21 protein-coding genes are annotated in these 26,190 nt (G+C 44.4%); 8 read left to right on the top strand and 13 right to left on the bottom strand.

Annotation, left to right across the window (positions count from 1 at the left end; translation table 11 throughout):
* Window positions 1-44: 44 nt before the first annotated feature.
* The 8 genes from fabF to yceD form a co-directional block, all read right to left on the bottom strand.
* Window positions 45-1,289: a beta-ketoacyl-ACP synthase II gene (fabF, locus tag L4B77_RS07660; RefSeq protein ID WP_429749549.1), complete on the bottom strand. Its 1,245-nt coding sequence runs from the start codon at window positions 1,287-1,289 to the stop codon at window positions 45-47.
* A 92-nt stretch (window positions 1,290-1,381) separates the two neighbouring features.
* Window positions 1,382-1,615 (bottom strand): acyl carrier protein, encoded by a 234-nt coding sequence (gene acpP, locus L4B77_RS07665; RefSeq protein WP_012603569.1) that lies wholly within the window; start codon window positions 1,613-1,615, stop codon window positions 1,382-1,384.
* Between the two features lie 166 nt (window positions 1,616-1,781).
* On the bottom strand, window positions 1,782-2,516 hold the full coding sequence (fabG, locus tag L4B77_RS07670; protein ID WP_372040174.1) for a 3-oxoacyl-ACP reductase FabG: 735 nt from the start codon (window positions 2,514-2,516) through the stop codon (window positions 1,782-1,784).
* Between the two features lie 26 nt (window positions 2,517-2,542).
* Window positions 2,543-3,466 (bottom strand): ACP S-malonyltransferase, encoded by a 924-nt coding sequence (gene fabD, locus L4B77_RS07675; RefSeq protein ID WP_261837644.1) that lies wholly within the window; start codon window positions 3,464-3,466, stop codon window positions 2,543-2,545.
* An 80-nt stretch (window positions 3,467-3,546) separates the two neighbouring features.
* The gene (locus tag L4B77_RS07680; protein WP_261837645.1) at window positions 3,547-4,497 is read right to left on the bottom strand and encodes a beta-ketoacyl-ACP synthase III; all 951 of its coding nucleotides are present in this window, start codon (window positions 4,495-4,497) and stop codon (window positions 3,547-3,549) included.
* Window positions 4,498-4,502: 5 nt separating this feature from the next.
* Complete coding sequence (plsX, locus tag L4B77_RS07685; RefSeq protein ID WP_429749553.1) at window positions 4,503-5,528, bottom strand: phosphate acyltransferase PlsX; 1,026 nt, start codon at window positions 5,526-5,528, stop codon at window positions 4,503-4,505.
* A gap of 9 nt (window positions 5,529-5,537) precedes the next feature.
* Window positions 5,538-5,708: a 50S ribosomal protein L32 gene (gene rpmF / locus L4B77_RS07690; protein ID WP_004737376.1), complete on the bottom strand. Its 171-nt coding sequence runs from the start codon at window positions 5,706-5,708 to the stop codon at window positions 5,538-5,540.
* A 35-nt stretch (window positions 5,709-5,743) separates the two neighbouring features.
* Complete coding sequence (gene yceD, locus L4B77_RS07695) at window positions 5,744-6,271, bottom strand: 23S rRNA accumulation protein YceD (protein WP_261837647.1); 528 nt, start codon at window positions 6,269-6,271, stop codon at window positions 5,744-5,746.
* A gap of 149 nt (window positions 6,272-6,420) precedes the next feature.
* Between yceD and L4B77_RS07700 the strand changes: the two genes are divergently transcribed.
* The gene (locus tag L4B77_RS07700) at window positions 6,421-7,002 is read left to right on the top strand and encodes a Maf family protein (protein WP_429749559.1); all 582 of its coding nucleotides are present in this window, start codon (window positions 6,421-6,423) and stop codon (window positions 7,000-7,002) included.
* Window positions 7,003-7,428: 426 nt separating this feature from the next.
* Here the strand turns inward: L4B77_RS07700 and rluC are convergent, their stop codons facing one another.
* Window positions 7,429-8,373, bottom strand: coding sequence for a 23S rRNA pseudouridine(955/2504/2580) synthase RluC (gene rluC, locus L4B77_RS07705; RefSeq protein ID WP_372040137.1), 945 nt, complete (start codon window positions 8,371-8,373; stop codon window positions 7,429-7,431).
* 616 nt (window positions 8,374-8,989) lie between these two features.
* Here rluC and rne point away from each other — a divergent pair.
* From rne to cobO, 3 genes are all read left to right on the top strand, one after another.
* Entirely contained in the window at window positions 8,990-12,175 is a 3,186-nt protein-coding gene (rne, locus tag L4B77_RS07710; protein ID WP_429749561.1) for a ribonuclease E, read from the top strand.
* Between the two features lie 255 nt (window positions 12,176-12,430).
* Window positions 12,431-13,978, top strand: a complete 1,548-nt coding sequence (locus L4B77_RS07715; RefSeq protein WP_372040141.1) for a SulP family inorganic anion transporter — start codon at window positions 12,431-12,433, stop codon at window positions 13,976-13,978.
* Window positions 13,979-14,177: 199 nt separating this feature from the next.
* The gene (gene cobO / locus L4B77_RS07720) at window positions 14,178-14,783 is read left to right on the top strand and encodes a cob(I)yrinic acid a,c-diamide adenosyltransferase (protein WP_261837652.1); all 606 of its coding nucleotides are present in this window, start codon (window positions 14,178-14,180) and stop codon (window positions 14,781-14,783) included.
* 233 nt (window positions 14,784-15,016) lie between these two features.
* Here cobO and L4B77_RS07725 read toward each other — a convergent pair whose 3' ends face one another.
* From L4B77_RS07725 to apbC, 3 genes are all read right to left on the bottom strand, one after another.
* Window positions 15,017-17,143: an AsmA family protein gene (locus L4B77_RS07725; RefSeq protein ID WP_429749564.1), complete on the bottom strand. Its 2,127-nt coding sequence runs from the start codon at window positions 17,141-17,143 to the stop codon at window positions 15,017-15,019.
* Between the two features lie 106 nt (window positions 17,144-17,249).
* Complete coding sequence (gene udk, locus L4B77_RS07730; protein ID WP_261837654.1) at window positions 17,250-17,891, bottom strand: uridine kinase; 642 nt, start codon at window positions 17,889-17,891, stop codon at window positions 17,250-17,252.
* Window positions 17,892-18,166: 275 nt separating this feature from the next.
* Window positions 18,167-19,243, bottom strand: coding sequence for an iron-sulfur cluster carrier protein ApbC (apbC, locus tag L4B77_RS07735; protein WP_372066052.1), 1,077 nt, complete (start codon window positions 19,241-19,243; stop codon window positions 18,167-18,169).
* 158 nt (window positions 19,244-19,401) lie between these two features.
* Between apbC and metG the strand changes: the two genes are divergently transcribed.
* Together metG and L4B77_RS07745 are read left to right on the top strand one after the other, a co-directional pair.
* The gene (gene metG, locus L4B77_RS07740; protein ID WP_372040148.1) at window positions 19,402-21,477 is read left to right on the top strand and encodes a methionine--tRNA ligase; all 2,076 of its coding nucleotides are present in this window, start codon (window positions 19,402-19,404) and stop codon (window positions 21,475-21,477) included.
* A 220-nt stretch (window positions 21,478-21,697) separates the two neighbouring features.
* Complete coding sequence (locus L4B77_RS07745) at window positions 21,698-22,177, top strand: YehS family protein (protein WP_261837657.1); 480 nt, start codon at window positions 21,698-21,700, stop codon at window positions 22,175-22,177.
* Window positions 22,178-22,371: 194 nt separating this feature from the next.
* Here the strand turns inward: L4B77_RS07745 and fadR are convergent, their stop codons facing one another.
* A complete protein-coding gene (gene fadR / locus L4B77_RS07750; RefSeq protein ID WP_429749568.1) occupies window positions 22,372-23,211 on the bottom strand; it encodes a fatty acid metabolism transcriptional regulator FadR in 840 nt (279 codons plus the stop codon).
* 632 nt (window positions 23,212-23,843) lie between these two features.
* Between fadR and nhaB the strand changes: the two genes are divergently transcribed.
* A complete protein-coding gene (gene nhaB / locus L4B77_RS07755; protein WP_429749570.1) occupies window positions 23,844-25,436 on the top strand; it encodes a Na(+)/H(+) antiporter NhaB in 1,593 nt (530 codons plus the stop codon).
* A 129-nt stretch (window positions 25,437-25,565) separates the two neighbouring features.
* Window positions 25,566-26,090 carry a disulfide bond formation protein DsbB gene (gene dsbB / locus L4B77_RS07760; protein WP_429749572.1) on the top strand — a complete coding sequence of 175 codons (525 nt, stop codon included), beginning with the start codon at window positions 25,566-25,568 and terminating at the stop codon, window positions 26,088-26,090.
* The last annotated feature ends 100 nt before the right edge of the window (window positions 26,091-26,190 follow it).

Below are 26,190 nucleotides of genomic sequence, written 5' to 3' on the forward strand. Positions count from 1 at the left end.
CTAATTGTGACTATCTACGAGTGTTTACGTCTTTAATAGGATAATTAAATATTTTTGAAGATCAAACAGCCGTTTGTACCACCGAAACCGAATGAGTTACATGCAGCATATTCCATGTTGCTCACTTCACGCGCAGTGTGAGGTACTAAGTCAATATCTAAGCCTTCTTCTGGGTCATCGAGGTTGATTGTTGGTGGAACAATTTGGTCAACCAGAGACATTGCCGTAATGATAGCTTCAGCAGAACCTGCAGCACCTAGAAGGTGACCAGTCATAGATTTCGTAGAAGAAACCAATACTTGCTTGCTGCCGGCTTCGCCAAGAGCACGCTTAATGCCCTTAATTTCCGCGACATCACCCGCAGGAGTCGAAGTACCGTGTGCATTTACATAACCGATTTGTTCACCAGTAATGCCTGCATCACGCATCGCCGCTTCCATGGCTAGCGCACCACCAGAACCATCTTCACTTGGAGAAGTCATGTGGTAAGCGTCACCCGACATACCGAAGCCAACAAGCTCACAGTAAATCTTAGCGCCACGAGCTTTCGCATGTTCATACTCTTCAAGAACCATCATGCCAGCGCCATCACCAAGAACAAAGCCATCACGACCTTTGTCCCATGGACGAGAAGCTTTTTGAGGCTCATCGTTACGAGTAGACAGAGCTTTAGCCGCACCAAAACCACCCATACCTAGCGGTGTGGAGGCTTTTTCAGCACCACCTGCTAGCATTGCGTCAGCATCGCCATACGCAATCATACGAGCCGCGTGACCAATGTTATGCAGGCCAGTCGTACATGCCGTAGAAATAGCGATGTTTGGACCGCGCAGACCACGCATAATCGACATGTGACCCGCAATCATATTCACGATCGTTGACGGTACAAAGAACGGGCTGATCTTACGAGGACCTTTTTCAGTTAGTGCTTGGTGACCGGCTTCGATCAAACCAAGACCACCGATACCAGAACCGATAGCAACACCCACACGTGGAGCGTTTTCTTCAGTAATAGTTAGGGATGAATCATCTAAAGCTTGAATACCTGCTGCGACGCCGTACTGGATGAATAAATCCATCTTACGAGCATCTTTTTTAGTCATATACTCTTCGCAGTTAAAGTTTTTAACTAAACCTGCAAAACGAGTTGAGAAATTGGTTGTATCAAAATGGTCGATATTCACGATACCACTTTGACCAGCTAGCAGGGCTTTCCAAGAAGATTCTACAGTGTTGCCTACCGGTGACAACAAACCCATGCCAGTGACAACTACACGACGCTTGGACACGATTTTACACTCCGGGAATTGAGGTGATTTAAGATGAGGAAGATGAGTTAGATAAAACACAGGCGGTCGAGGTGACCGCCTGGGAGAGATTATTACTGAGCGCTAGTTACGTAATCGATAGCTGCTTGAACAGTAGTAATTTTCTCAGCTTCGTCGTCTGGGATTTCAGTGTCGAATTCTTCTTCCAGAGCCATTACTAGCTCAACAGTGTCTAGAGAATCTGCACCTAGGTCATCAACGAAAGAAGCTTCGTTTTTAACTTCAGCTTCATCTACACCTAGCTGTTCAACAATGATTTTCTTTACGCGTTCTTCGAGGTTGCTCATTTTTTATTTTCCTTTACAGAGTTCGCTTTATGCGATGTTTTCCGTAGTTTATTCAATCTATTGAAAGTTGCAAGGTCAACTTTTCTGGTCAAACCACAATTTTCACGATTTTAACCGAAATTACGTATGATCTTAACTTAAATCATGCACAAATATTGCACATAATTTACACCATGTACATACCGCCATTGACGTGAAGTGTTTCACCTGTGATATAAGCTGCCGCAGGTGACGCCAAAAATACCACAGCTTCAGCGATTTCGCGAGGGTCACCTAGTCGACCTGCTGGTACATTCGCCAAAGTTGCTGCACGTTGCTCATCATTTAACGCTTTCGTCATGTCTGTTTCAATGAAACCAGGTGCCACAGTATTAACTGTAATGCCACGAGAAGCAACTTCACGAGCCATCGATTTCGTAAAGCCAATTACACCAGCTTTTGCCGCTGCATAGTTAGCTTGACCTGCATTACCCATCGTACCTACTACAGAACCGACGTTGACGATACGACCTTGACGTTTCTTCATCATGCCACGCAATACCGCTTTAGACATGCGGAAAATAGGCGTTAGGTTAGTATCGATGATGTCATTCCACTCGTCGTCTTTCATACGCATAAGTAGGTTATCACGGGTGATGCCTGCATTGTTAACTAGAATGTCAATCGCACCAAATTCATCGTTGATGGTTTTCAGTGTAGCAGCAATCGAGTCAACGTCAGTGACATTAAGAGCAAGACCTTTACCATTCTCGCCAAGATACTCGCTGATTGCAGCAGCGCCGCCTTCAGAAGTAGCCGTACCGATAACTTTAGCACCACGCTCAACTAAAAGTTCAGCGATTGCACGACCGATACCACGGCTTGCGCCTGTAACTAGTGCAACTTTACCTTCTAAATTCATCATAACTTCTCTATGTAAGTGGTTATTTACTTAGCAGCGTCTAGTGATGCAGTATCATTAACTGCAGCAGCTGTCATCGTTTTTACAATTCGTTTTGTTAGACCAGTAAGCACTTTACCTGGACCTAATTCTAGTAACTTCTCAACGCCTTGCTCATTCATTGCGAGGACACCTTCAGTCCAACGAACCGGGCTGTACAGCTGACGAACCAGAGCATCTTTGATTTTTGCAGGGTCTGTTTCAGCAATAACATCAACGTTATTAATAACAGGCAGTGCTGGCGTGTTGAACTCTAGCGCTTCTAGAGCAACCGCTAGCTTGTCTGCTGCAGGCTTCATCAAGGCACAGTGAGATGGCACAGATACAGGTAAAGGAAGCGCACGCTTAGCCCCCGCTTCTTTACATAGTGCACCAGCACGCTCTACTGCCGCTTTGTTACCAGCGATAACAACTTGGCCAGGAGAGTTAAAGTTCACGGGAGACACCACTTCGTCTTGCGCTGCTTCTTCACACGCTTTAGCGATCGCTTCATCATCGAGACCGATGATTGCGTACATGGCACCAACGCCAGCCGGAACGGCTTCTTGCATCAATTGACCACGTAGCTCAACCAGCTTGATCGCTTCTTTAAAGTCGATAACACCCGCACACACGAGGGCAGAATATTCGCCTAGGCTGTGGCCAGCTAGGTTTGCCGGTTGCTCTAGACCAAGCTCTTGCCATACTCGCCAGATTGCGACAGACGCTGTTAATAGAGCCGGTTGTGTACGGAAAGTTTCATTTAGATTTTCTACTGGACCATCTTGAACCAATGCCCATAGATCGTAACCTAGAGCTTCTGAAGCTTCAGCAAATGTCTGTTTCACAACATCATACTGTTCGCCTAGGTCAGCAAGCATACCAATAGCTTGAGAGCCTTGGCCTGGGAATACGATAGCAAATTTGCTCATTGTAATTTTCCTTTAAGCAAAGCAAAAAATTGAATAAGGCACATAACTTATGTGCCTTGTTTGTTGATTATCGCTCGGGGTTAGAATTTAACTAACGCAGAACCCCAAGTGAAGCCGCCGCCAAAGGCTTCCAGTAGAAGCGTTTGACCACGTTGAATTCGCCCATCGCGGACTGCCTCATCAAGTGCAGTAGGTACGGTAGCTGCCGATGTATTACCGTGTTTATCCAGGGTAATGACCACTTGATCAAGCGACATTGCCAACTTTTTAGCCGTTGCAGAGATAATACGGTAGTTCGCTTGGTGTGGCACTAACCAATCAAGCTCAGACTTATCCATATTATTCGCTGCCAATGTGTCTTTAACGAGTTTAGAAAGCTGAGTCACCGCCACTTTAAATACTTCGTTGCCCGCCATGTGCAACCATTTATCTGCATCTCCGCCACGCTCTGGAACTTCTAAGCTTAGAAGCTCACCGTATTTACCGTCAGAGTATATATGAGTAGACAAAATACCTGGCTCTTCGCTTGCGCCTACAACCACCGCGCCTGCTGCATCACCAAATAGGATGATAGTAGAGCGGTCAGTCGGATCACAGGTTTTTGACAGTGCATCAGCACCAATTACCAAAACGTTCTTACACATGCCAGTCTTAATGTGTTGATCAGCAACAGACAATGCATAGACAAAGCCTGAGCAAGCTGCCGCCAGATCAAACGCAGGGCAACCTTTTATACCGAGTTTACCTTGCACCTGACAGGCTGAAGACGGGAATGTATGGCTACTGCTGGTTGTTGCAACAATGATCAGATCAATATCTTCTTTGTCGATACCGGCCATTTCAATGGCATTTTCAGCCGCGTAAAACGCCATATCAGCAACCGTTTCATTTTCTGCTGAAATACGACGTTCTTTAATACCCGTTCTAGCAACGATCCACTCATCGCTAGTCTCTACCATTTTCTCTAAGTCTGCGTTAGTACGCACCTGAGATGGCAAGTAGCTGCCAGTACCTAAAATTTTGCTATACATGAAGACTAATAATGCCTCTCGAGTAAAACCGCTTCCAAACGATCGCTAATGCGGATAGGGACTTGTCGTTTGACCTCGTGTACTGCTTCACCAATCGCGTTGACAACTGCAGACACATCAGCACTTCCATGACTTTTAATGACAATGCCGCGCAATCCTAACAAACTTGCGCCGTTATACTGGTCGGGGTTCAAGGTTTTTAATTCAATAAATAGCTCAGAAAACAACTTTCTGGCAATCCAACCCTTTATTGTTGAAGCCATCATGCGCGTTTTTAACTTATCAATAAAGAGCTGAGCCGTACCTTCGCACGTTTTTAAGCAGATATTGCCCACAAAACCATCACATACAACCACATCAGCAGCATCTTGAAGTAATTGATTACCTTCAATATAGCCGATGAAGTTTACGGATTGAGTATTAGACAACATTTCAGCACAGCGTTTTACAAGGTCATTGCCTTTAATTTCTTCCGCACCAATGTTCAAAATAGCAACGCGTGGTACGCGGCTTAAATGCTGCTCTGCCAATGCACTACCCATCACAGCAAACTGAAACAATGAATCCGCATCACTAGAAACGTTCGCTCCTAAGTCAAGCATCCAAGTCCGATTACCGGAGGCCGTCGGTAGCGCAGAAACCAATGCTGGCCTATCAATACCGGGAAGGAGTTTAAGTCGGAAGCGAGATAAAGCCATCAGTGCACCGGTATTACCACCACTCACGCAAGCATCAGCCTGTGACTCGGCAACCAGATCGATCGCGACACGCATAGAGCTTCCTTGACTATTACGTAGTGCTAATGACGGTTTTTCAGAATTGGCAATAATTCGGTCACAATGCTGGATACTCAAACGAGAATCAGGCATTCGGCCTAATAAAGATAATTGAGATGTGATCGCATTTCGATCACCTATGAGAATGACTTTTAGCTCTGGGAAATACGACAGTGCCTGCACGGCGGCAGGCACTGTTACACGAGGACCGAAGTCCCCGCCCATTGCATCAAGCGCAACGGTTATATTTTGCAAAGGTCAACCTTACTTGTTGATAACCTTTTTGCCGCGGTAGAAACCTTCGGCAGTCACGTTGTGACGTAGGTGAGTTTCACCTGAAGTTGCGTCTACAGAAAGTGCAGCTGTAGTTAGCGCATCGTGTGAACGACGCATGCCACGCATTGAACGTGATTTCTTGCTCTTTTGTACGGCCATTGACCCTACTCCTATGTAAATTCTTAAAGAAGCAATTACTTCTTTAAGCTTTTTAAAACATCAAATGGATTCGGCTTTTTGTCTTCCTCAATTTCTTCAGGAAGTTCACCAAACACCAAGTTATTTGAGTTAACGCTACATGTCGCATCGTCGTGCATTGCTATTTGTGGCAATCCAAGGATGAACTCGTCTTCAACTAGTTGAATTAGGTCTAACTCACCGTACTCGTTAAGATCTACCAAATCGTACTCTTCCGGTGCTTCTTCTTCACTTTTCTCGCTGTAAACAGGAGTATAAGTAAATTGGACATCGCACTCATGTGCGAAAACCTCATTACAACGTTGACACTCTAAATCGACTTCGACGTTAGCTTTACCAGAGATAACGACTAATCGTTGTTCATCAAGCCCAAATGACATTGAAACTTGCGCATCACGTTTTACGCCTTCAGTTGCTTCGTTTAAACGCTTTAAAAGACTGACCTGAATGATACCATCCATATCAAGTCGTTTTTGAGCGGTTCTTGCCGGATCAACTGTACGCGGTATTTTTTCCTTTTGCATAGGGCGCGAATCTTATCTTCCAAATCATATTTAGTCAAAGGAAAAGGCAAAAAAAATGGACTTTCTTGCCTTTCCTATTCAGAGCATTATGAATAGCAGGACAAGTTACGTTATCCTGAGATCAATGCTTCCTTGAATTGTAAATTAAAATGAGAAATTACCAACTAGTTTTAGCCTCAACATCACCATTTAGGCAAGAGATCCTCAAAAAACTACAGTTAAGCTTCATTACAGCCAAGCCAGACTGCGATGAAACGCCACTTCCAGAAGAGACTCCTCAACAGTTAGTGATGCGCCTTGCCGAAACCAAAGCGAAGTCTTGTGCTGTAGAGCACCCTAGCTTAGTCATTGGTTCAGATCAGGTTTGCGTGGTTGACGGAGAGATCATAGGTAAGCCTCATACTCAAGAAAACGCAATCGAACAGTTATCTCGTCAAAGCGGTAAGAGCATTACTTTTTATACTGGGCTTTCGGTTTGGAACAACGAAACCAATAAAGCGGATACGCGTCTCGACACCTTTGTTGTGCATTTTCGCGATTTAACCGAGCAACAGATCATGAGTTATGTTGAGAAAGAACAACCTTATTACTGCGCGGGTAGCTTTATGTGTGAAGGGTTAGGCATCGCGTTGTTTAAACAGATGGAAGGCAAAGACCCGAATACTTTGATCGGCTTACCGCTGATCGATCTCGTCGATATGTTAGAAGCGCAAGGAATGAGTGTGCTGTAACAGATACGATCTCTTTGTTAGAGATTCCCTACCCCTTCCTTCGTCAGTCTAGGGAATCACGAAGATCGCTACATTATCCAATAGCTAAAGAAATCACTGATGGCAATAAGGAGCGATTCTCCGCATCGATAGCGTAAGGAGGCTAGCTTCGTTGGTAAGTGATCATAATACTGACTCGCTTCGCCCATAGAGAAATATCATGTTTGACGATAAACAAGCTAATTGATTGGTTCCATGACAACACCGACTGACTTTACTCACGAAAAAAGTCGTCATCCTCAAGAGCGAGGAACGAGCGAGTTGCGGATCTTCTACAACCGATAAAACAAAAAAGGTTGACGATATTCGTCAACCTTTTCCATGTGATGCGTCTGCTACTCAATCCACGAAAAATCTCGTATCTCGTATCTCGTATCTCGTATCTTCTTAAAGCTTACGTAAACCCGTGAGGGCTTTCTCGAGTCTTCTTTCCATTGGCGCAGAAATGTCCATCTTTTCTTCACTGCCCGGGTGCGTAAACTTAATGTTGGCGGCATGTAGGAACAGACGATCAAGCCCAACCTTGCCGGTGTAAGCATCAAAACGACGATCTCCATAGCGATCATCCCAAGCAATTGGGTGTCCTGTATACTGAGCATGCACACGAATTTGATGTGTACGGCCTGTAATTGGGCTAGCTTGAATCAACGTCGCCTCTCGGAATTTCTCTAGAACTTTAAAACGAGTTTCAGAGGCTTTACCATTTGGGTTCACGCGAACAATGCTATTCACTTCGTTTTTCAACAAAGGCGCATTCACAACTTTGCAGCTGTTTTTCCATTCGCCCATAACTAATGCAAAGTAGTATTTTTGAACCGTTTTTTCACGGAACTGTGCTTGAAGATGTCTTAGCGCTGAGCGCTTCTTAGCGACAAGCAAAATGCCAGACGTATCTCTATCGATACGGTGCACTAATTCAAGAAAACGAGCATCAGGGCGCAGGGCGCGCAATGCTTCAATCGCACCAAACTTTAATCCACTACCACCATGGACAGCCGTTCCCGATGGTTTGTTGAGAATTAGCATGTGATCATCCTCATAGATAATGCACTGTTCTAATTCTGAAACCTTGTTGAGTTTCGTGCTTGGCACGTTCTCTTCCGTTTTCTCTTCAATGGTTACGGGAGGAATACGAACTAAATCGCCAGCTTTTAGTTTGTATTCAGCCTTGATGCGTTTTTTATTTACGCGGACTTCGCCTTTACGCACGATTCGGTAAATCATGCTTTTCGGGATGTTTTTTAATTGGTTGCGTAAGAAGTTATCAATACGCTGACCAGCCATATCTTCGTCAATGTCGACGAATTGGACTTGGGTTCTAATTTCACTCATACCGTTATTGTATCACTGTCACTTTTGATAATTGAGATTTTCTTAGCACTATTCCGCAGTAATTTTCGCTAAAGGCTGGTGCGCCCATCATAAAACAGACGTTTTTGTCCTATACTTCCTTAATTCTTCGAACAAAAAAGCATCTAGATTCCTGAAAATTAGACTATCAATTGATAAATTATTTATAGACAGTGAGTTAGAGCTATCAAAACACAAACAAAAACTGTTTTTTTTATCGCATTACAACAAAGCAGATTGCCGAGTTTCACGACCACTGCTATAGTTCACAGCTGCTATAAGTGGTTTGATTATTATTTAAACAGCTAACCATTTACCAGCAAGCAAATGAGTAGATAACTCAGATTCGACCGTGCTGCAATCGGCGTAAGACATAGTCAACTGAGCCCCTTATCGCCCTACTCACGTACACTCATGTTGAGTATTAACCGCCACATCGCGGATCATAGGTCAACTCCCTATGATGACTGACGTGCCCCAGAGCATCCCTCTCCAGCCGGGAGGCTGCACCGATAAAGCCATGGGATCTGGCACCATGAGAAACGAAATAAAGCGATAAGAAATGATGAAAATAAGAAAAGACAATGAGAATTTCTAAATGAAAAGAATGCTAATCAACGCAACTCAAAAAGAAGAGCTGCGTGTCGCTTTGGTTGATGGCCAGCGACTGTTCGATCTCGATATCGAAAGTCCAGGTCACGAGTCAAAAAAAGCGAATATCTACAAAGGACGTATTACCCGTATTGAACCAAGCCTAGAAGCGGCATTTGTCGATTACGGCGCAGAACGTCACGGTTTCCTCCCTCTTAAAGAAATTGCCCGCGAATACTTCCCTCAAGGTTATACTTACCAAGGCCGCCCTAGCATTAAAGAAGTGCTAAAAGAAGGCCAAGAAGTCATCGTACAAGTTGAGAAAGAAGAGCGAGGCAGCAAAGGCGCTGCCCTGACCACTTTCATCTCTTTGGCTGGTAGTTACTTAGTTCTTATGCCTAATAACCCTCGTGCTGGCGGTATTTCTCGTCGTATCGAAGGTGATGAACGCACACAACTGAAAGCCGCATTAAGCACTCTTGAGCTTCCTCAAGGTATGGGTTTAATCGTGCGTACAGCAGGTGTTGGCAAAAGTGCAGAAGAGCTAGAGTGGGACTTGAACGTTCTATTGAATCACTGGAGTGCTATCAAGCAAGCTTCTGATTCAAATGCAGCACCTTTCCTAATTCACCAAGAAAGTAACGTTATCGTTCGTGCGATTCGTGACTACCTACGTCGTGACATTGGCGAGATTCTAATTGACAGCAATACTATTTTTGAACGTGCACAAGCGCACATTCAATTAATACGCCCAGATTTCATGAATCGCGTTAAGAAATATGACGGTGAAGTACCACTATTCAGTCATTACCAGATTGAAAGCCAGATCGAATCTGCTTTCCAACGTGAAGTTCGTCTTCCATCTGGTGGTTCTATCGTAATCGACCCAACAGAAGCGCTGACTTCTATCGATATCAACTCTGCTCGTGCAACAAAGGGCGGTGATATTGAAGAAACAGCACTGAATACTAACCTAGAAGCTGCCGATGAAATTGCACGTCAATTACGTCTGCGTGACCTGGGTGGTCTTGTTGTTATCGACTTCATCGATATGACTCCGGTTCGTCACCAACGCGAAGTTGAAAGCCGTCTACGTGATGCCGTTCGTCTAGACCGTGCTCGTGTACAAATTGGCCGTATTTCTCGCTTTGGTCTTCTAGAGATGTCTCGTCAACGTTTGAGCCCATCACTAGCAGAAGCTAGCCACCACATTTGTCCTCGTTGTACAGGTACTGGTGTTGTTCGTGATAATGAATCGCTAGCACTGTCTGTGCTACGTTTGATTGAAGAAGAAGCTCTGAAAGACAACACAGCGCAAGTACTTGCTGTTGTGCCTGTTCCTATCGCTTCTTACCTTCTGAACGAAAAACGTCGCTCAGTAAACCACATCGAGAAGAACCAAGAAGTTAAGATCACGGTTGTTCCAAACTCAGACATGGAAACGCCCCATTTTGAGGTTATCCGAGTTCGTGAAGGTGAAGAATTCGATCTACTCTCTTACTTACTGCCTAGCAAGCTAGAAGCGCTAAAAGAAGCAGAAAGCAAAGAGCCCGCTGAACAGACTATTCGTCCTAAGAAGATCGAAGAACCTGCTCTTAAAGGCTTCGCTGCTCCTGCTCAATCAGCACCGACTCCGGCTCCAGCACCTAAAGCTGTAGAAGAGAAGAACGCTGCACCAGCAGCAACTCAAGAACCAGGCGTTATGGGTCGTTTCTTCAAAGCTATCGGTAGCTTCTTATTTGGCTCTTCAACTCAAGAAGAGAAAAAAGAAGAAGAGAAGAAAGAAGAAGAGACACCTAAAAACAATCGCAACCACGGCAACCGCCAACGCCGTGACCGCAATGACAACCGCCGTCGTAACCAACGTGGCGAACAACGTAACGAACGTGGCGACAATCGTAACGAAAACCGTGACAACAAACGCCGTCGTAAACCTGTGCGTGATGAGAAGCCTGAAGAGCAAAAAGAAGCAGCTCCACAGCAAACTCGTCAGCCTCGTCAGCCTAAGCAAGATCGTCGCAATAAGCCACGTGATGAGCAGAAGCAACAAGAAGAGCAAGTACCATCTAAATTAGCAGAAGAAGGTCTACAGCTAGCGGCAGAAGCTCAAGCTGATAAACCAGAAGCGCCAAAGGCGAAGCCTGAAGCAAAAGCTGTGAAAATTAAAGAGCGTCGTCAACGTCGTAAGCTGAACAAACGAGTTCGAGTTAAAGACCAGCAAGCTCAAGCAGAAGCAGAAGCAGAAGCAGAAAACAATGCCGATAACGCTTCAAAAGAACTCTCTGTTTCGAAAGAACAATCAGTAGCTCAAGCGCAAAAAGTTGCAGAACAAGTAGAAGCAACTCAAGTAAATGCTGAGCAAACAGAACAGGAAGAGCCGAAGCAACGTCGTAACCGTCGTTCACCACGTCACTTACGTGCAAGTGGTCAACGTCGTCGTCGCGGTCGTGATCGTCGTCCTAACCCATTCCGCTTACGTAAAGGTGGTGTAGCCTCTCCTGAGATGGCTATGGGTAAAGTGATGCCTCGCTTCATTCCAAAACCTCACCATAAACAGGCAAAACCTGAAGTGGCTGAAGTTCAAGTAGCAGCTGAAACATCTGTTCAAGAGCAGAATGTCACTCTAGAGACGACTCAACAAAACAACACAGCGATGGCTGGCGGCTTTGCTTGTCCAGAGCTTGCGATGGGTAAAGTTATCATCCGTCGTGAAGACGTGGTTATTGCTGAAGACGTGGCGACTGAACCTAAGGTTGAAGCTCCAGTAACTGAAGCTCCTACAGTCTTAGAAGAAGCACCAGTGGTCGTTGAAACTGCGAAAGCTGAAGCTTCAGCAATTGTTGAAGCGACGAAAGTTGAAGCGACGAAAGTTGAAGCGCCTGTTGTAGCGGAAGCTGTGCAAGTAGAAGCAACACCTGTTGTTGAAGCTGAAGTACCTAAAGCTGAAAGTGCAAAAGTTGAAGAAGCGCCTGTTGTAAAAGCAGAAGAAGCTCCTAAAGCGGCACCAAAGGCAGCCGTTGCTAAAAAGCAAGCCGGCTCACCAATGACGAAAGCTCCTGGTCCTCAAGAGATCAAAGAGATTCAAGTTGTTGCAGCTCCGTTCCGCACTGAGCGTTTTGTCTCGAAAGGTGCAGGCAGTCAGGCAGCGTCGAACAAAGCTGGTGCAGGAATGACTAAGCCAAACTTCTCGTGATTGCTAACAGATAATCATGCGTAAATAGAATCAAAGGCTGCTTATTAAAGCAGCCTTTTTCATGCCTACTAATCGAATAAAAATGAACGGATATATTACTCAAAGTTAGGTTCAACCTTGAACTTCGTCACATTTTTGGGTAGCATTCGCGCACTTATCTTTTCGACACTTCGCTATTGCCGCTCTTTTCCATCACTGTTTGGCTACGCAATACCCCCGTGTCGGTAAATCCACTTTTAGCATAGCTGAGCAAATATGTTCGAATTCCCACAATTTTCAAAGCACTCTGTAAAGAATGAGGTGCTTTCAGGTCTTACAGTAGCCCTAGCATTAGTACCTGAAGCCGTAGCATTCGCCTTTGTTGCTGGCGTTGACCCAATGGTTGGTCTTTACGCAGCATTCATCGTAGGTTTAATCACTTCTGTATTCGGTGGTCGTCCAGGCATGATATCTGGTGCAACTGGCGCAATGGCCGTTGTAATGGTGAGCCTAGTCGCAACCCATGGCGTTCAATACCTATTTGCAGCCGTTATGCTGGCCGGCCTTCTGCAAATTGCAGCGGGTGTATTCAAGTTAGGTAAATTTATCCGTATCGTTCCACACCCAGTAATGATTGGTTTTGTGAACGGTCTGGCCATTGTTATCTTCCTGGCTCAGCTTGGTCAATTTAAAGCACCAGACGTAACAGGTGCATTAACTTGGTTACCAAGCGACCAAGTGACACTGATGTTAGGCCTCGTCGCCCTTACAATGGCAATCATCCACTTCCTACCTAAACTTACTACAGCAGTACCTTCTTCATTGGTTGCTATTGTAACGGTAACGGCTTTGGTTGTAGGCCTTGATCTCGAAACTCGTACTGTTGTCGACTTCCTACGTACTATGTCTGGTGACGAAGCCGCAACTCTGGCTGGCTCTCTACCAACCTTCTCTATTCCTGCTGTTCCGTTTTCTTTCGAGACACTTCAAATCGTCCTGCCATACGCGATTATACTTGCGGCTATCGGTTTGATTGAGTCTCTACTGACACTAACCGTACTTGATGAAATGACGAATACTCGTGGTCAATCTAATCGTGAATGTGTTGGTCAAGGTATGGCTAATATAACGTGCTCGGTATTCGGTGCGATGGGTGGTTGTGCGATGATCGGTCAATCTATGATCAACGTAAACTCAGGCGGTCGTGGTCGTCTTTCAGGTATCGCTGCGGCAGTGGCGCTACTTATGTTCATCCTGTTTGGTTCTTCGCTGATTGAAATGATTCCTCTTGCGGCACTTGTGGGCGTCATGTTCATGGTTGTTATCGGTACGTTTGAATGGGCAACCTTCAAACTTGCTCGTCGTGTTCCTAAGCAAGATTTCTTCGTTATCGTTCTTGTTACCGTGGTAACAGTACTGACGGATCTTGCTGTAGCAGTTGGTGTGGGTGTTGTCGCTTCAGCGCTAATGTTCGCTTGGCAACATGCTAAACACATCTACGCAGACACGTCTGTAAACGCAGAAGGTTCTAAAGAGTACAAAATTAACGGCCCTATCTTCTTTGGTTCAACCGCTAACTTCCTTGAGTTGTTTGACGCATACAATGATCCACAAGATGTAATCATTGATTTTGTAAACTCACGCGTTACCGATCACTCTGCTATTGAAGCGATCGACACCATTGCTGACCGTTATGCTGCACTCGGAAAAACACTGCACCTTCGCCACCTAAGCCAAGACTGTGTTGCGATGCTGCACAAAGCGGGTAGCTTAGTGGAAGCGAACGTTGCAGAAGACCCGATTTACAAAGTGATGTCTAAGTAATCTTAGCGGTAACTTTAAGTTAAATTGAGAAAGGCCGACATTCGATGTCGGCCTTTTTTATACCTGTAGATAAGCGGCAAAGATTCCCCATACAAACGACGAGTATCGACTTCATCCCTAATCACCTGTTCTTCCGATGGTTTTTGCTATCGTAAAGTTAGGCTATGATAGATGCGATCACCACTTAAAAGGATTTGTTATGTCGACTGAAGACAACAAAGAACAACGCCACAAAGCCAGACAACAGAAAGTAAAAGAGCAAGTCGATGCTCGCGTTGCTGCGGCACAGGAAGTAAAAGGCCTATTGCTGGTCATCACTGGTAACGGTAAAGGTAAATCAACATCAGGTTTTGGTACGATTACACGTGCAGTCGGTCATGGTAAGAAGTGTGCCGTTGCTCAGTTTGTAAAGGGGACTTGGGATAACGGCGAAAAGAACGTTCTTCAAAAGCTCAATGTCGAGTTTCAAGTGATGGGGACAGGCTTTACTTGGGAAACTCAAAACAAGGCTCAGGATATCGAAGCTGCACAGCGCGTTTGGAAAGAGTGTCAGCGCATGCTAGCCGATGAGTCGATTGATGTGGTTCTGTTTGATGAACTGACTTACATGGTGAGTTACGGCTACATTGAACTGGATGAAGTGGTAGAGGCTCTAAATAATCGTCCGAAAATGCAATCCGTGATCATTACGGGTCGGGGTGCACACCGCACTTTAACGGACATGGCCGATACCGTGTCTGAAGTTCGTAACGTAAAACACGCTTTCGAATCTGGTGTAAAGGCTCTGCAAGGCGTAGATTGGTAGTACCCTTCAATCAGAGATCCCCGACTCGGTCATTCTTCCCTCTCGAGGATGACGACTCTTCAGTGTTACTCCCTTAAATAAAGGACGAGCACCGAGCGTCATTCCCTAGAACGAGGAACAAGTCTCATAGGGAATCTCTTTGCTTACTATGCCCGGATAATAATCAGCACCCAAACAAAAGCGCCATTCCTAGAGTAGGAATGGCGCTTCTTTTATATACGAGTTAAAAACGTTTAGTTAAAGAAACCTTTCAACAAACTATCCACCGCTTCTTTGGTTTTCTCGTCTTTAATCTTATCCGTTAGCTTATTCACACCACGATCGATCTCTTTCTGCGCTTTTTGTTTCAACACATCATCAAAAACAAGCCCAAATTTTGGATCCGCCCACTGACCGGTTACTTTAATTGGGATCGTCACATCTTTCAGTTCATCGATACTCTTACCACCCTGACCTTCAAGCGAACCCACAATTGATGTGCGTACAAGGAAATCGACCGTTTCATTGATGAAGTTTGCTTTGCCTTGGCCTGTCACGCGCAGCAGTGGCGACTGTGCTGATAAGTCGTTGGTCGAAACCCAACCCTTATTCACTTTCAGTGTCGCTTTCATTGCACTGAAGTCCGTCTTTTGGGCCTCATCTTTATTCTCGACTTTCTCGCCTTTGATCTTAGCGTAGTTTTCTCGAATCAATTGAGCGACGTTGATACCATTCACCGCACCATCTTCAAAATTTATCGCGATAGTACCGACCAAGTTCTTCTTAATTCCTGTTGGAGTTAAGCTCTTACCTTTCACATTAACGTCAATATTACCGGTCCCTTCCAGCATATCGTTACCCGCAACATCAACCAATAGTAGTTGTACTTTCACGCCTTTGATTTTCTTCTTAGCTGTATAAGTCGCAGGTGTTTTTCGCGCATCTAATCGTGCTGTCGCTGAAATAGAACCACTATAAAGATTTGATGTGAATGAAGTTAGCTCTGCGATGCCACGATTAACAGAGAATGCTGTTTTCACGTTCTGCATCTTCGCGTTGTTCGCCTTGAACTTATCAATCGTAATGTCACCTTTTACGTCTAACTTTTTCAGAGCCGACAGATCAGGTTCCACTTCTTTAGCAGGAGCTGAACTGCCCGAATTGGGTGTTGAGCCACTCCCCTCCACTGAAGGCGCAGCGCTCACCGTTTCTGTTGTATTGCCTAAGCCCAAACCTAAGAATTCATCCAAATCAATATTCGGGCTATGAAGAGAGAAACGAACCTTTGGTATTTCAGATAGGGTTACGTCTGCTTTACCGTCTAATGCAATAGCGTTAGCTTGCAACTTCTCTAACACAAAGCTCAGGTGGCTCTTGTTAAGATCGAAGCTTAAGTCAGACAGCATGTCGACTTTCATTGGCGACTGAGGAAGCGTGTCGCCTTTGAATGTTGAGTCTAACGTTAATTTGTTCAGCGTTACTTTTGAAATCGCGCTATCAACCGTAAGTTCACCGCCACCTTTAAGATCAACATCAAGCCCCGATGCTTTACCAATCACAGCATAAGTCAGTGAATTTACCTTATCAAACTCAAACGTATTCAAGCCAATTTTTGCTGACTCAATCGACGTCGCTGGATCATTGAACTTAGCGTTTAAGTCGATATTACGAAGTGCGTAACTTGCGAAGCCTTCCGTTAATTTGAATTCAGCACTACCGGTAGCCGAGAATTTTTGTTGATTGTTTTCACCAGAAGCGGCAAACGTTGCCGTTGTCCATGTATCAACGGCAAACTCAGAAAGATTCAAAGACACATCGTATAGCTTAGTGAATGAACCCGTTTGTTTGTCATCCATTTCAAACCGTGCATTCGAGACAGTGACACCTGCCAGGTTGATCGTCCAGCCAGATGCGTCTTTAGTCGCTGGCTCTTGAGGCGCAGGAGCAGATTCAGAACTTGCATCTTCAGCAGGTTCTTGAGGCGCAGACGATTGCGTGAGTGCATCAATGTTCTTACGACCATTTTTAAGCGTTTCTACATAAAATTCCGCACCGTCTAGAGTGATGTTGCCGATCTCTAGTTGGTTGCTAAATAGTGGAACAACCGAAACATCAACGCCAACTGTATCAACCTTGAATAGGTTCGGCTGAGTAAAACCTTCGGGGTTGCGCAGTTCAGTTTGACCAAGCTCGAAACCAATAGATGGGAAAAATTGCCAATTGATATCACCCTCAATCACCAGGTCTAGGCCGGTCTGTTTTTTGGCTTGTTCGACAATTAATGGCTTAAATTGGTTAGGATTCACTAACAGCACCAGTGCCAGAATGGCTGCAATAACAACAAACACTGGTACAGCTATGAAAATGAGTAGTTTCTTCATCCGCATATTCCTTGCTTAGATTCCAAAAGAAAGTGGCACTATAAAAGTGCCACTAATTCGGTAAAAAATAAAGCTAAGTGAATCACTTAGGCAAAATTCTATTCGATTAAGACTTCAACAACTTAGCAATGTGTGCTTTGAGAACATCAATTGCAATACGGTTTTTACCACCACGAGGTACGATGATATCTGCATGTTGTTTTGAAGGCTCAATAAACTGCATAAACATTGGACGTACTGTCTGTTGATATTGCTTGAGTACGCTGTCCATTGTACGACCTCGTTCTTCTACATCACGCTTAACACGACGTAGTAAACAGATATCTAGTGGTGTATCCATAAACACGCTTGCATGCATAAGATTACGTAGACGTGGGTCTGTTAGTAGCAGAATACCTTCTAAAATAATCACTTTCTTAGGGGTAAGTGTAGTCGTTTCAGAAGTGCGTGTATGCTCGGTATAGCTGTATTCAGGAACTTCTACCGCTTTACCACTCATCAATTGCTGTAGATGTTCACATAATAGATCGTGATCTAGTGCATTTGGGTGATCGTAGTTAGTTTTAACACGCTCTTCCATACTCAAGTGGCTTTGGTCGCTGTAGTAGCAATCTTCCGTGATAACACCAATTTGATGGTCGCCCACTTTCTCGCGCAGTTCATTATAGATTGTACTCGCAATCAGACTTTTTCCTGATGCTGAAGCGCCAGCGATACCTACGATGACACATTGATTATTATCAGACATTAATTTTGCACCCGATATGGTTTAGTGGTGGGAAGAGATAAACCGCCTGATTATAGGGGCTAAACAACATAGATTCTAGTCGCCATTCCTGCTAATTGCAGTCAAATTGGTGTTCTCTCTATTTTTAATGAAGACAAACGTTTGCTTTTGAATGACGACGCTACAACCATGTGCTCAACGCAATAGCGCTTTGGCCCTAAATGGCAATTTTTTCCAATATCAGGCTATGTATTCTAAACCAAACACTGTTGACGAGATTTGAAGGCTTACTTACTCTATTCCACCATAGAAAAACGGATCGCTTCCGGTCTTGCTTTTCCCGTCCAAAACATTTTCGCCGCCACATTCTCTGCAAGCTCTAGATAGTGCCGCGTGTGTTCGCTTTCAGGTCTGCGTATCACGGTTGGGCACCCCACATCGATGTCTTCTCGCACATCAATATGCAGAGGGATCTGTGCCAAGATATCGAGATAAAACTCTTCTGACATGGCTTCTGCACCACCAGCACCAAAGATATGCTCTTTCTCGCCACAGTGACTGCAAATATGGTAGCTCATGTTTTCAACTAAACCTGCCACTGGCACGTTTACTTTATCGAACATCGCCACACCTTTACGTGCATCGGCTAACGCTAAATCTTGAGGCGTGGTCACCACAATCGCCCCGGTCACTGGAATCTGTTGCGACAACGTCAGTTGAATGTCCCCGGTGCCCGGCGGCATATCGATAACAAGATAATCCAACTCAGGCCATACCGTTTCATTAACTAGCTGCCCTAAAGCTTTCGCTGCCATAGGGCCGCGCCAGATTGCTGCATCGTCTTTCGACACAAGATAGCCAATAGAGTGAGTGAAAATGCCATGTGCCTCGATGGGCATCATCCACTTATTGTTCTGTACTTCTGGTTTTGCATCTAGTTGACCGAGCATCATAGGCACTGATGGGCCGTAGATATCCGCATCCAACAAACCCACTTTTGAACCTGACTGAGATAGCGCAAGCGCAAGGTTAACTGAAGTCGTCGACTTACCCACCCCACCCTTTGCCGACGTCACGGCGATAATATTCTTAACACCCTTCAATGGTGTCGCGACGGTAGTTTCCAGCGCAGACGGCTTCACTTTTACTTCAAACTGAAAAGCGCTAACCCGCTGTTGTTTAATCTGAGAGTGGATCCACTGTTCCAATTCAACCGCGAGCTGATTAGCCGCAAAAGGCAAAGTGATAACAAATGATCCACGCGGATCAACCGATACAATATTTTGGTGTAACGCCCACTCGGGGATGAGGATTGGTGACTCGAACTCATTCAACCATGAACAGAAGTCTTGCTTAGAAGTAAAGTTACGCATTGAAGCTCCTTTTTTATTTATGCTATCACCCACGAGAGGAAGACAGAACCCCTAAAAAACTAAGGGAATCCTTTGTCTGATACCTTGGCGTATCACACGTTATAAAGTAGTATTACCTCTCAAATTTATACCTATCAACAAAAAGCGAATTATTAAGTATGGCGACTGACCCAAGAAACGTTTCCTCAAGGAAATTACTGGTAACTTGTGCGCTTCCGTACGCTAACGGCTCTATTCACCTTGGCCATATGCTTGAGCATATCCAAGCGGATATCTGGGTTCGATACCAGCGTCTACGTGGCAACACTGTAAACTTCATCTGTGCTGACGATGCTCACGGCACGCCAATTATGCTTAAAGCTCAACAGATGGGTATCACGCCAGAAGAGATGATCGCGGCTGTTAGTGAAGAGCACCAAAAAGACTTCGCTGGCTTTGATATCAGCTTTGATAACTACCACAGCACACATAGCGAAGAGAACCGTGAACTGGCTTCTCACATCTACCTAGAACTTAAAAAGAACGGCTTCATTTCTAGCCGTACTATTTCTCAGCTTTTCGACCCTGAGAAAGAGATGTTTCTACCAGACCGCTTCGTAAAAGGTACTTGCCCTAAGTGTAAATCAGAAGACCAGTATGGTGATAACTGTGACAACTGTGGTGAGACATACAGCCCAACTGAACTGATTAACCCTAAATCAGCGGTTTCTGGTGCAACTCCAGTAATGAAAGACTCTGAGCACTTCTTCTTCGACCTACCTCAGTTCGAAAGCATGCTTAAAGAGTGGACTCGTTCTGGCTCTCTACAGAATGAAACTGCAAACAAAATGCAGGAATGGTTTGAGTCTGGTCTGCAACAGTGGGATATCTCACGTGATGCCCCTTACTTTGGCTTTGAAATCCCAGGCGAAAAAGACAAGTTCTTCTACGTATGGCTAGACGCACCGGTTGGCTACATGGCTTCTTTCAAGAACCTATGTGACAAGCGTGACGATCTAAACTTCGATGAATACTGGAAGAAAGACAGCACAACGGAACTTTACCACTTCATCGGTAAAGACATCGTTTACTTCCACAGCCTATTCTGGCCAGCAATGCTAGACGGCGCTGGCTTCCGTAAGCCAAACAACGTATTCGTACACGGCTACGTGACAGTGAACGGTGCGAAGATGTCTAAGTCGAAAGGCACATTCATCAAAGCAAGTACGTACCTAAACCACCTAGACCCTGAGTGTCTACGTTACTACTACGCTGCGAAACTAAACAGCCGCATCGATGACTTAGATCTTAACCTCGAAGACTTCACTCAACGTGTAAACGCTGACGTAGTAAACAAGATTGTTAACCTAGCTTCTCGTAACGCTGGCTTCATCACAAAACGTTTTGAAGGCAAGCTAGCGGCTGAATTTGCAGAGCCTGAGCTATACAACGAATTCGTTGCTGCTGCTGAGCGTATCGGTGAGCTATATGAAACTCGTGAATTCAGCCGTGCTATCCGTGAAATCACGGCACTAGCGGATAAAGCGAACCAGTACATCGACGAAAAAGCACCTTGGGTTCTTGCAAAAGAAGAAGGCAAAGAAGCTGAGCTTCAACAAGTGTCTTCTGTCGGTATTAACCTATTCCGCGTACTGATGGCTTACCTGAAACCAGTGATGCCAGAGCTCGCAGCTCGCACTGAAGCTTTCCTAAACGAAGAGCTAACGTGGGAAGCGATTGCGACTCCGCTAACTGATCACGAGATCACTCAGTTCAAAGCGCTATTCAACCGTATTGATCCTAAGAAAGTGGAAGCAATGGTTGAGTCTTCTAAAGAAGATGCAGCCGCTGAAGCAGCAGCGAAAGAAAAAGCAGAAGCTGAAAAAGAGCAAGCAAGCCAAACTGAGCTAGACAAAGAGCCAATCGCAGACGAGATTGAGTTCGATGCCTTTGCTGCAGTAGACATGCGTATTGCTCGTATCATCTCTTGTGAAGAAGTACCAAAAGCGAACAAACTACTGAAGTTCCAACTGGACATCGGTGGTGAGACTCGCCAAGTATTCTCTGGTATCAAATCAGCATACAAACCTGAAGAGCTAGAAGGCAAGCTAACGGTAATGGTAGCCAACCTAAAACCTCGTAAGATGAAGTTTGGTATGTCTGAAGGCATGATCCTAGCAGCGGGCCCTGGCGGCAGCGACCTATGGATCCTTGAGCCACACGAAGGTGCTCAACCTGGTATGCGTGTAATGTAATTCTGACTCCAGTCAGATAACAAGCACCCATCACGAAATCCCTAATGCATTTTTGACTTGAAAGAGTTAATCAGCATTGGGGATTTTTTATATCTACCGAAAATTAACGTTCTCTGTTAGAGTCGCCGTCAACTATGCTATGTAGAGTAGAAATGAGTTCGTCGACGCTGATGGGCTAACCAACATCTCTTTACTCTAAAACCTTTTTTAGGAATCTCCTGTGACTAACAACGAAATCTTGCGTCGTATTCAACACGCACTAAACCTTAAAAATGCACAAATCATCAAAGCTATCGAACAAGCTGATGTGACCGTTGCTCATGATCAAGTGATTGACTGGCTAAAAGACGACAACGACAAGTCATGCTCTAAGATGAAAGATAAAGAGTTAGCGGTATTCCTAAATGGTTTCATCAACCTAAAGCGTGGCAAAAAAGAAGGTGAGCAACCTAAACCTGAAGTCGCACTGACGAACAACATGATCTTCATGAAGCTGCGTATCGCATTAAACATGAAAGCAGAAGATGTTTTGGACGTACTAGAAGTGGTTGGCATTAGCTTGAGCAAGTACGAAATCGGCGCTTACTTCCGCAAGCCAGAAAACAAAAACTACAAAGTGTGTGAAGACCAACTACTTTGCGATTTTCTAAACGGCGTGCAATTTACCAACCGTCCAGACTCAGAAGAGTTTGCGGGTTAAGTCGCTACTCCTCGATAAATGTTAAGTTGCTACACATAGATAAATTACTTGTCATAGGTAAGTAACTGACCCACCGATAATTTTCTAGTAACGACAGATAAATAAAAAGCGGCGCGATAATTCAATTATCGCGCCGCTTTTTCATTTTCTTTACGTCACGGGCTCAATAAGAACAACAATAGTAAGCCTATGGCTTAGCTGTCGTCTTCAGTGAAATTCGTTGGTAATGTCGTTTTCATTTCATTCCAGATTTGAGCACTTGCAATGCCGTAATTACGGATCACTAATGGCAAATTTTCACGTTGGCCGCTCTCACAAATAACAAACAACTCTTTATAAAACTCCATCGCTAAACGGCGGGCTTCTGGATTAGAGAAGTAATAGCTACCAACACGGTCATACAGTTTACGTACACCGTTAAAAATCAGGCCGTAAATTTGGTTGCCTGAATGGAACGCCAAACGTTGAAATAGCATATAATCATAAAAGTTGAATGTCTTCGCAATTAGGATTGTTTGACGTTTCTCTTCGTCTTTTTCTACGTTTTCTTTAACGGCTTGCTTAATCTTATCTGCATAAGGCGATGAGGCTAGAAAGTCATCCCATGTTGGTGCCGCAAGTAAAGTTTCACAAGATTCAATCACGTTAGTTATCGTACGCTCAGAGGCTTCTTTATTTGCTTTGAAAGCATAACGCATAAAGATCGGGCTGATATTCGTCCGAGCGGCCAGTAAGTCTTCTACCATTTTACTGGCATTATCAACATCCAACGTCATTAGTGTATCGAGAATATGAAGACCTGAAGTCTCCATAAATTGGTTCACTTTGGTTGGTTTGCCGTGTTGTATTGTCAACCAACCGTCACGAGCGAGACGCTGGAGTACTTCTCGAAGCGTCGTACGTGTAACACCAATCAGCTCAGAAAGCTCACGCTCTGCGGGCAAGATAGAACCTGGAGGGAAACGGCCATTCCAAATACTTTCAATGATATACTTTTCTGCAAATCCTGCCGGGCTCTTCGCCTTAATGACCATCTACACTTCAATCCAATTATTCTATTCTAATTACTCATCATACCACTAGTCGAACCGAGCGGAAACACCCTCAAAAACTTTACTCACCTCGAACAAGTTAGAGTTAAAACTCTAAAGTTAATCAAAAGTTTACATCTCGAGCTGAGAAAGCAAGCGACTATAAACAGCCACCCCTAACAATCGGCTGGTATAAAATTACATTAAAAGTCAACAACATAAATCACAATAACGGAGTAAATAAATTACAAAATAACATTGCAATAAACACCTATAAGGCCTAGTTATCCCTGCGACTTTTAATCATTTCGCTGAAATATTGATTCTAGTCGGTTTTTATCACATTTTAAGTGGTATGCTTGCGCTACTTTGATCGCGTTTCTCAACAAAAAGCAGGTGTTTTTAGTACGACAAGGCTTTTCTTGTTGACTAAATGTTATCTAATAGTAAAGTTTCGCTCAAAAATAAGCACTGCTTGAGTTTCTAAGGGAGYGACTTGGCAAGACCACAGAACATTACATGGAATGTAGTTTTTCTAACTCACTGTTAGTTATAGCTTTTTTAAAATATTTATAGCTCGATTCTCAAATGTTGTATTGCTTGCCTGTTTATCATCAACATAAAAGAGTATTAACATGCCGATGTCTCTCGGAAATGCTTTTATCAAGAACTTCCTTGGAAAAGCTCCTGATTGGTACAAACTTGCCATCATTTCCTTTTTAATCATCAATCCATTTATTTTCTTCCTCGTTGACCCATTTGTTGCGGGCTGGCTATTGGTGGTAGAATTTATTTTCACTCTCGCTATGGCGCTAAAATGTTACCCTCTTCAACCGGGGGGCTTATTGGCAATCCAAGCTGTCGCGATTGGCATGACCAAACCAGAAATGGTGTATCACGAGCTGCAAACAAACCTCCCAGTATTACTCTTACTGATATTTATGGTTGCTGGCATCTACTTCATGAAAGAACTCCTTCTGTTCATATTCACGAAGATCTTGCTCGGTATCCAATCTAAAATTTTACTCTCTGTCGCTTTTTGTGTCGCAGCTGCTTTCTTATCAGCATTCCTCGACGCACTAACGGTCATTGCTGTTGTTATTAGCGTCGCGGTTGGCTTCTACTCGATCTACCATAAAGTAGCATCGGGGAAAGGCACTACGTCCGCACATGATCATACTCACGATGAAGAGATTTCTGAACTAACACGTGACGATTTGGAAAATTACCGCGCTTTCCTACGCTCACTGCTTATGCATGCTGGTGTAGGGACGGCACTTGGTGGTGTGATGACCATGGTCGGTGAGCCACAGAACTTAGTGATTGCGAAACAAGCAGGCTGGGAATTCGGTGAGTTCATTATTCGTATGCTTCCAGTAACCCTGCCGGTCTTCTTTTGCGGTATTCTAACGTGTGCTCTCGTTGAAAAACTTAAAGTGTTTGGTTACGGCGCAGAGCTGCCAAATAATGTTCGTCAAATCTTAGTCGAATTCGATAACAAAGAACGCGCAAGCCGCACTAAGCAAGATATAGCAAGACTTTGGATTCAAGGCGCAATCGCAGTTTGGCTCATCGTGGGTCTTGCGCTTCACGTGGCTGAAGTCGGCTTGATCGGTCTATCCGTTATCATCTTAGCAACGGCTTTTACCGGCGTAATCGAAGAGCACTCTATGGGTAAAGCCTTTGAAGAGGCGCTACCATTCACCGCTCTGCTCGCGGTTTTCTTCTGTATTGTTGCTGTCATAATCGACCAGTCATTATTCAAGCCCGTTATCGATGCTGTACTTCACGTTGAAGATAAGGGCGTTCAGCTTGCACTGTTTTATGTCGCCAATGGAATCTTATCGATGGTGTCAGATAACGTGTTCGTCGGCACGGTATACATTAACGAAGTGAAAACGGCACTGGTTGAGGGCATCATCAATCGTGACCAATTCGATCTTCTTGCTGTTGCAATAAACACAGGAACGAACCTTCCTTCTGTAGCAACACCCAACGGGCAAGCTGCATTTCTATTCTTATTAACATCGGCACTCGCTCCATTAATTCGACTATCTTACGGCCGTATGGTGTTCATGGCACTGCCATATACCGTGGTATTAGCGCTTGTCGGCCTTGTTGGCATCGTGTTCTTCGTAGAGCCGATGACAGCATGGTTCTATGACTTAGGTTGGATCGTTCAACGCACTGGTGAAGTGGTTGCTCCTATCTTGTCAGGAGAACATTGATATAACTTTATATGTACTTTTACGACGAACACTCTAACTAATCAAAAATATTAGTTGATCCGGAAACTTATCCAAGATAAAAAGCTCTGAGTAAACAGGGCTTTTTATTTTATAAACAGGATTAAATTCGTGAATTTTTTTGTCATTCTTAAAGACTTCTCTAAGCGACGTCTCTCTTGGCTTTTGCTACTGGCTTTTATTCTGTTTTTTGAGGCGTGTGCACTCTTCTTTCAGCATGTGGTGATGCTTGCGCCTTGTGTGATGTGTATCTATGAACGCGTCGCGATGCTGACTATCGGCGGCGCAGCAATCGTTGGTGCAATTGCCCCTAACAATCCAATATCACGTTGGCTTGGCCTTGCGGGTTGGGGATTTGGTGCTTACAAAGGTTTAACGTTAGCGTTGCAGCATGTCGACTACCAGTTCAATCCTTCCCCCTTCGCAACTTGTGATTTATTTGTCACTTTCCCTAGCTGGGCGCCTCTAAATCAATGGGCTCCATGGATGTTTGAGGCTTACGGAGACTGCAGTAAGATCGTGTGGCAGTTCTTGAACCTATCCATGCCGCAATGGTTAGTGATTATCTTTGCCGGAAATCTAATTGCTTTTGGATTGATTGTTATTGCTCAATTTGTTAAATCAAAAAAAGACTAACGATACACCATTAAAATTTGAACAATAAAAAAGTCGATCATAAGATCGACTTTTTTATTGCTTAAACTCTAAGGCTCACTCTAGCTAATACCAATCACAG

Origin of the sequence: Vibrio minamisatsumaniensis (genome assembly GCF_050337445.1) — a bacterium.
GTDB lineage: Bacteria > Pseudomonadota > Gammaproteobacteria > Enterobacterales > Vibrionaceae > Vibrio > Vibrio artabrorum.

Bases quoted from the DNA above. Each gene is read 5' to 3' on its own strand.
- acpP (WP_012603569.1), bottom strand. From the start codon at position 1,615: ATGAGCAACCTCGAAGAACGCGTAAAGAAAATCATTGTTGAACAGCTA.
- fabG (WP_372040174.1), bottom strand. From the start codon at position 2,516: ATGAATTTAGAAGGTAAAGTTGCACTAGTTACAGGCGCAAGCCGTGGT.
- fabD (WP_261837644.1), bottom strand. From the start codon at position 3,466: ATGAGCAAATTTGCTATCGTATTCCCAGGCCAAGGCTCTCAAGCTATT.
- L4B77_RS07680 (WP_261837645.1), bottom strand. From the start codon at position 4,497: ATGTATAGCAAAATTTTAGGTACTGGCAGCTACTTGCCATCTCAGGTG.
- rpmF (WP_004737376.1), bottom strand. From the start codon at position 5,708: ATGGCCGTACAAAAGAGCAAGAAATCACGTTCAATGCGTGGCATGCGT.
- yceD (WP_261837647.1), bottom strand. From the start codon at position 6,271: ATGCAAAAGGAAAAAATACCGCGTACAGTTGATCCGGCAAGAACCGCT.
- L4B77_RS07700 (WP_429749559.1), top strand. From the start codon at position 6,421: ATGAGAAATTACCAACTAGTTTTAGCCTCAACATCACCATTTAGGCAA.
- rluC (WP_372040137.1), bottom strand. From the start codon at position 8,373: ATGAGTGAAATTAGAACCCAAGTCCAATTCGTCGACATTGACGAAGAT.
- rne (WP_429749561.1), top strand. From the start codon at position 8,990: ATGAAAAGAATGCTAATCAACGCAACTCAAAAAGAAGAGCTGCGTGTC.
- L4B77_RS07715 (WP_372040141.1), top strand. From the start codon at position 12,431: ATGTTCGAATTCCCACAATTTTCAAAGCACTCTGTAAAGAATGAGGTG.
- cobO (WP_261837652.1), top strand. From the start codon at position 14,178: ATGTCGACTGAAGACAACAAAGAACAACGCCACAAAGCCAGACAACAG.
- L4B77_RS07725 (WP_429749564.1), bottom strand. From the start codon at position 17,143: ATGAAGAAACTACTCATTTTCATAGCTGTACCAGTGTTTGTTGTTATT.
- udk (WP_261837654.1), bottom strand. From the start codon at position 17,891: ATGTCTGATAATAATCAATGTGTCATCGTAGGTATCGCTGGCGCTTCA.
- apbC (WP_372066052.1), bottom strand. From the start codon at position 19,243: ATGCGTAACTTTACTTCTAAGCAAGACTTCTGTTCATGGTTGAATGAG.
- metG (WP_372040148.1), top strand. From the start codon at position 19,402: ATGGCGACTGACCCAAGAAACGTTTCCTCAAGGAAATTACTGGTAACT.
- fadR (WP_429749568.1), bottom strand. From the start codon at position 23,211: ATGGTCATTAAGGCGAAGAGCCCGGCAGGATTTGCAGAAAAGTATATC.
- nhaB (WP_429749570.1), top strand. From the start codon at position 23,844: ATGCCGATGTCTCTCGGAAATGCTTTTATCAAGAACTTCCTTGGAAAA.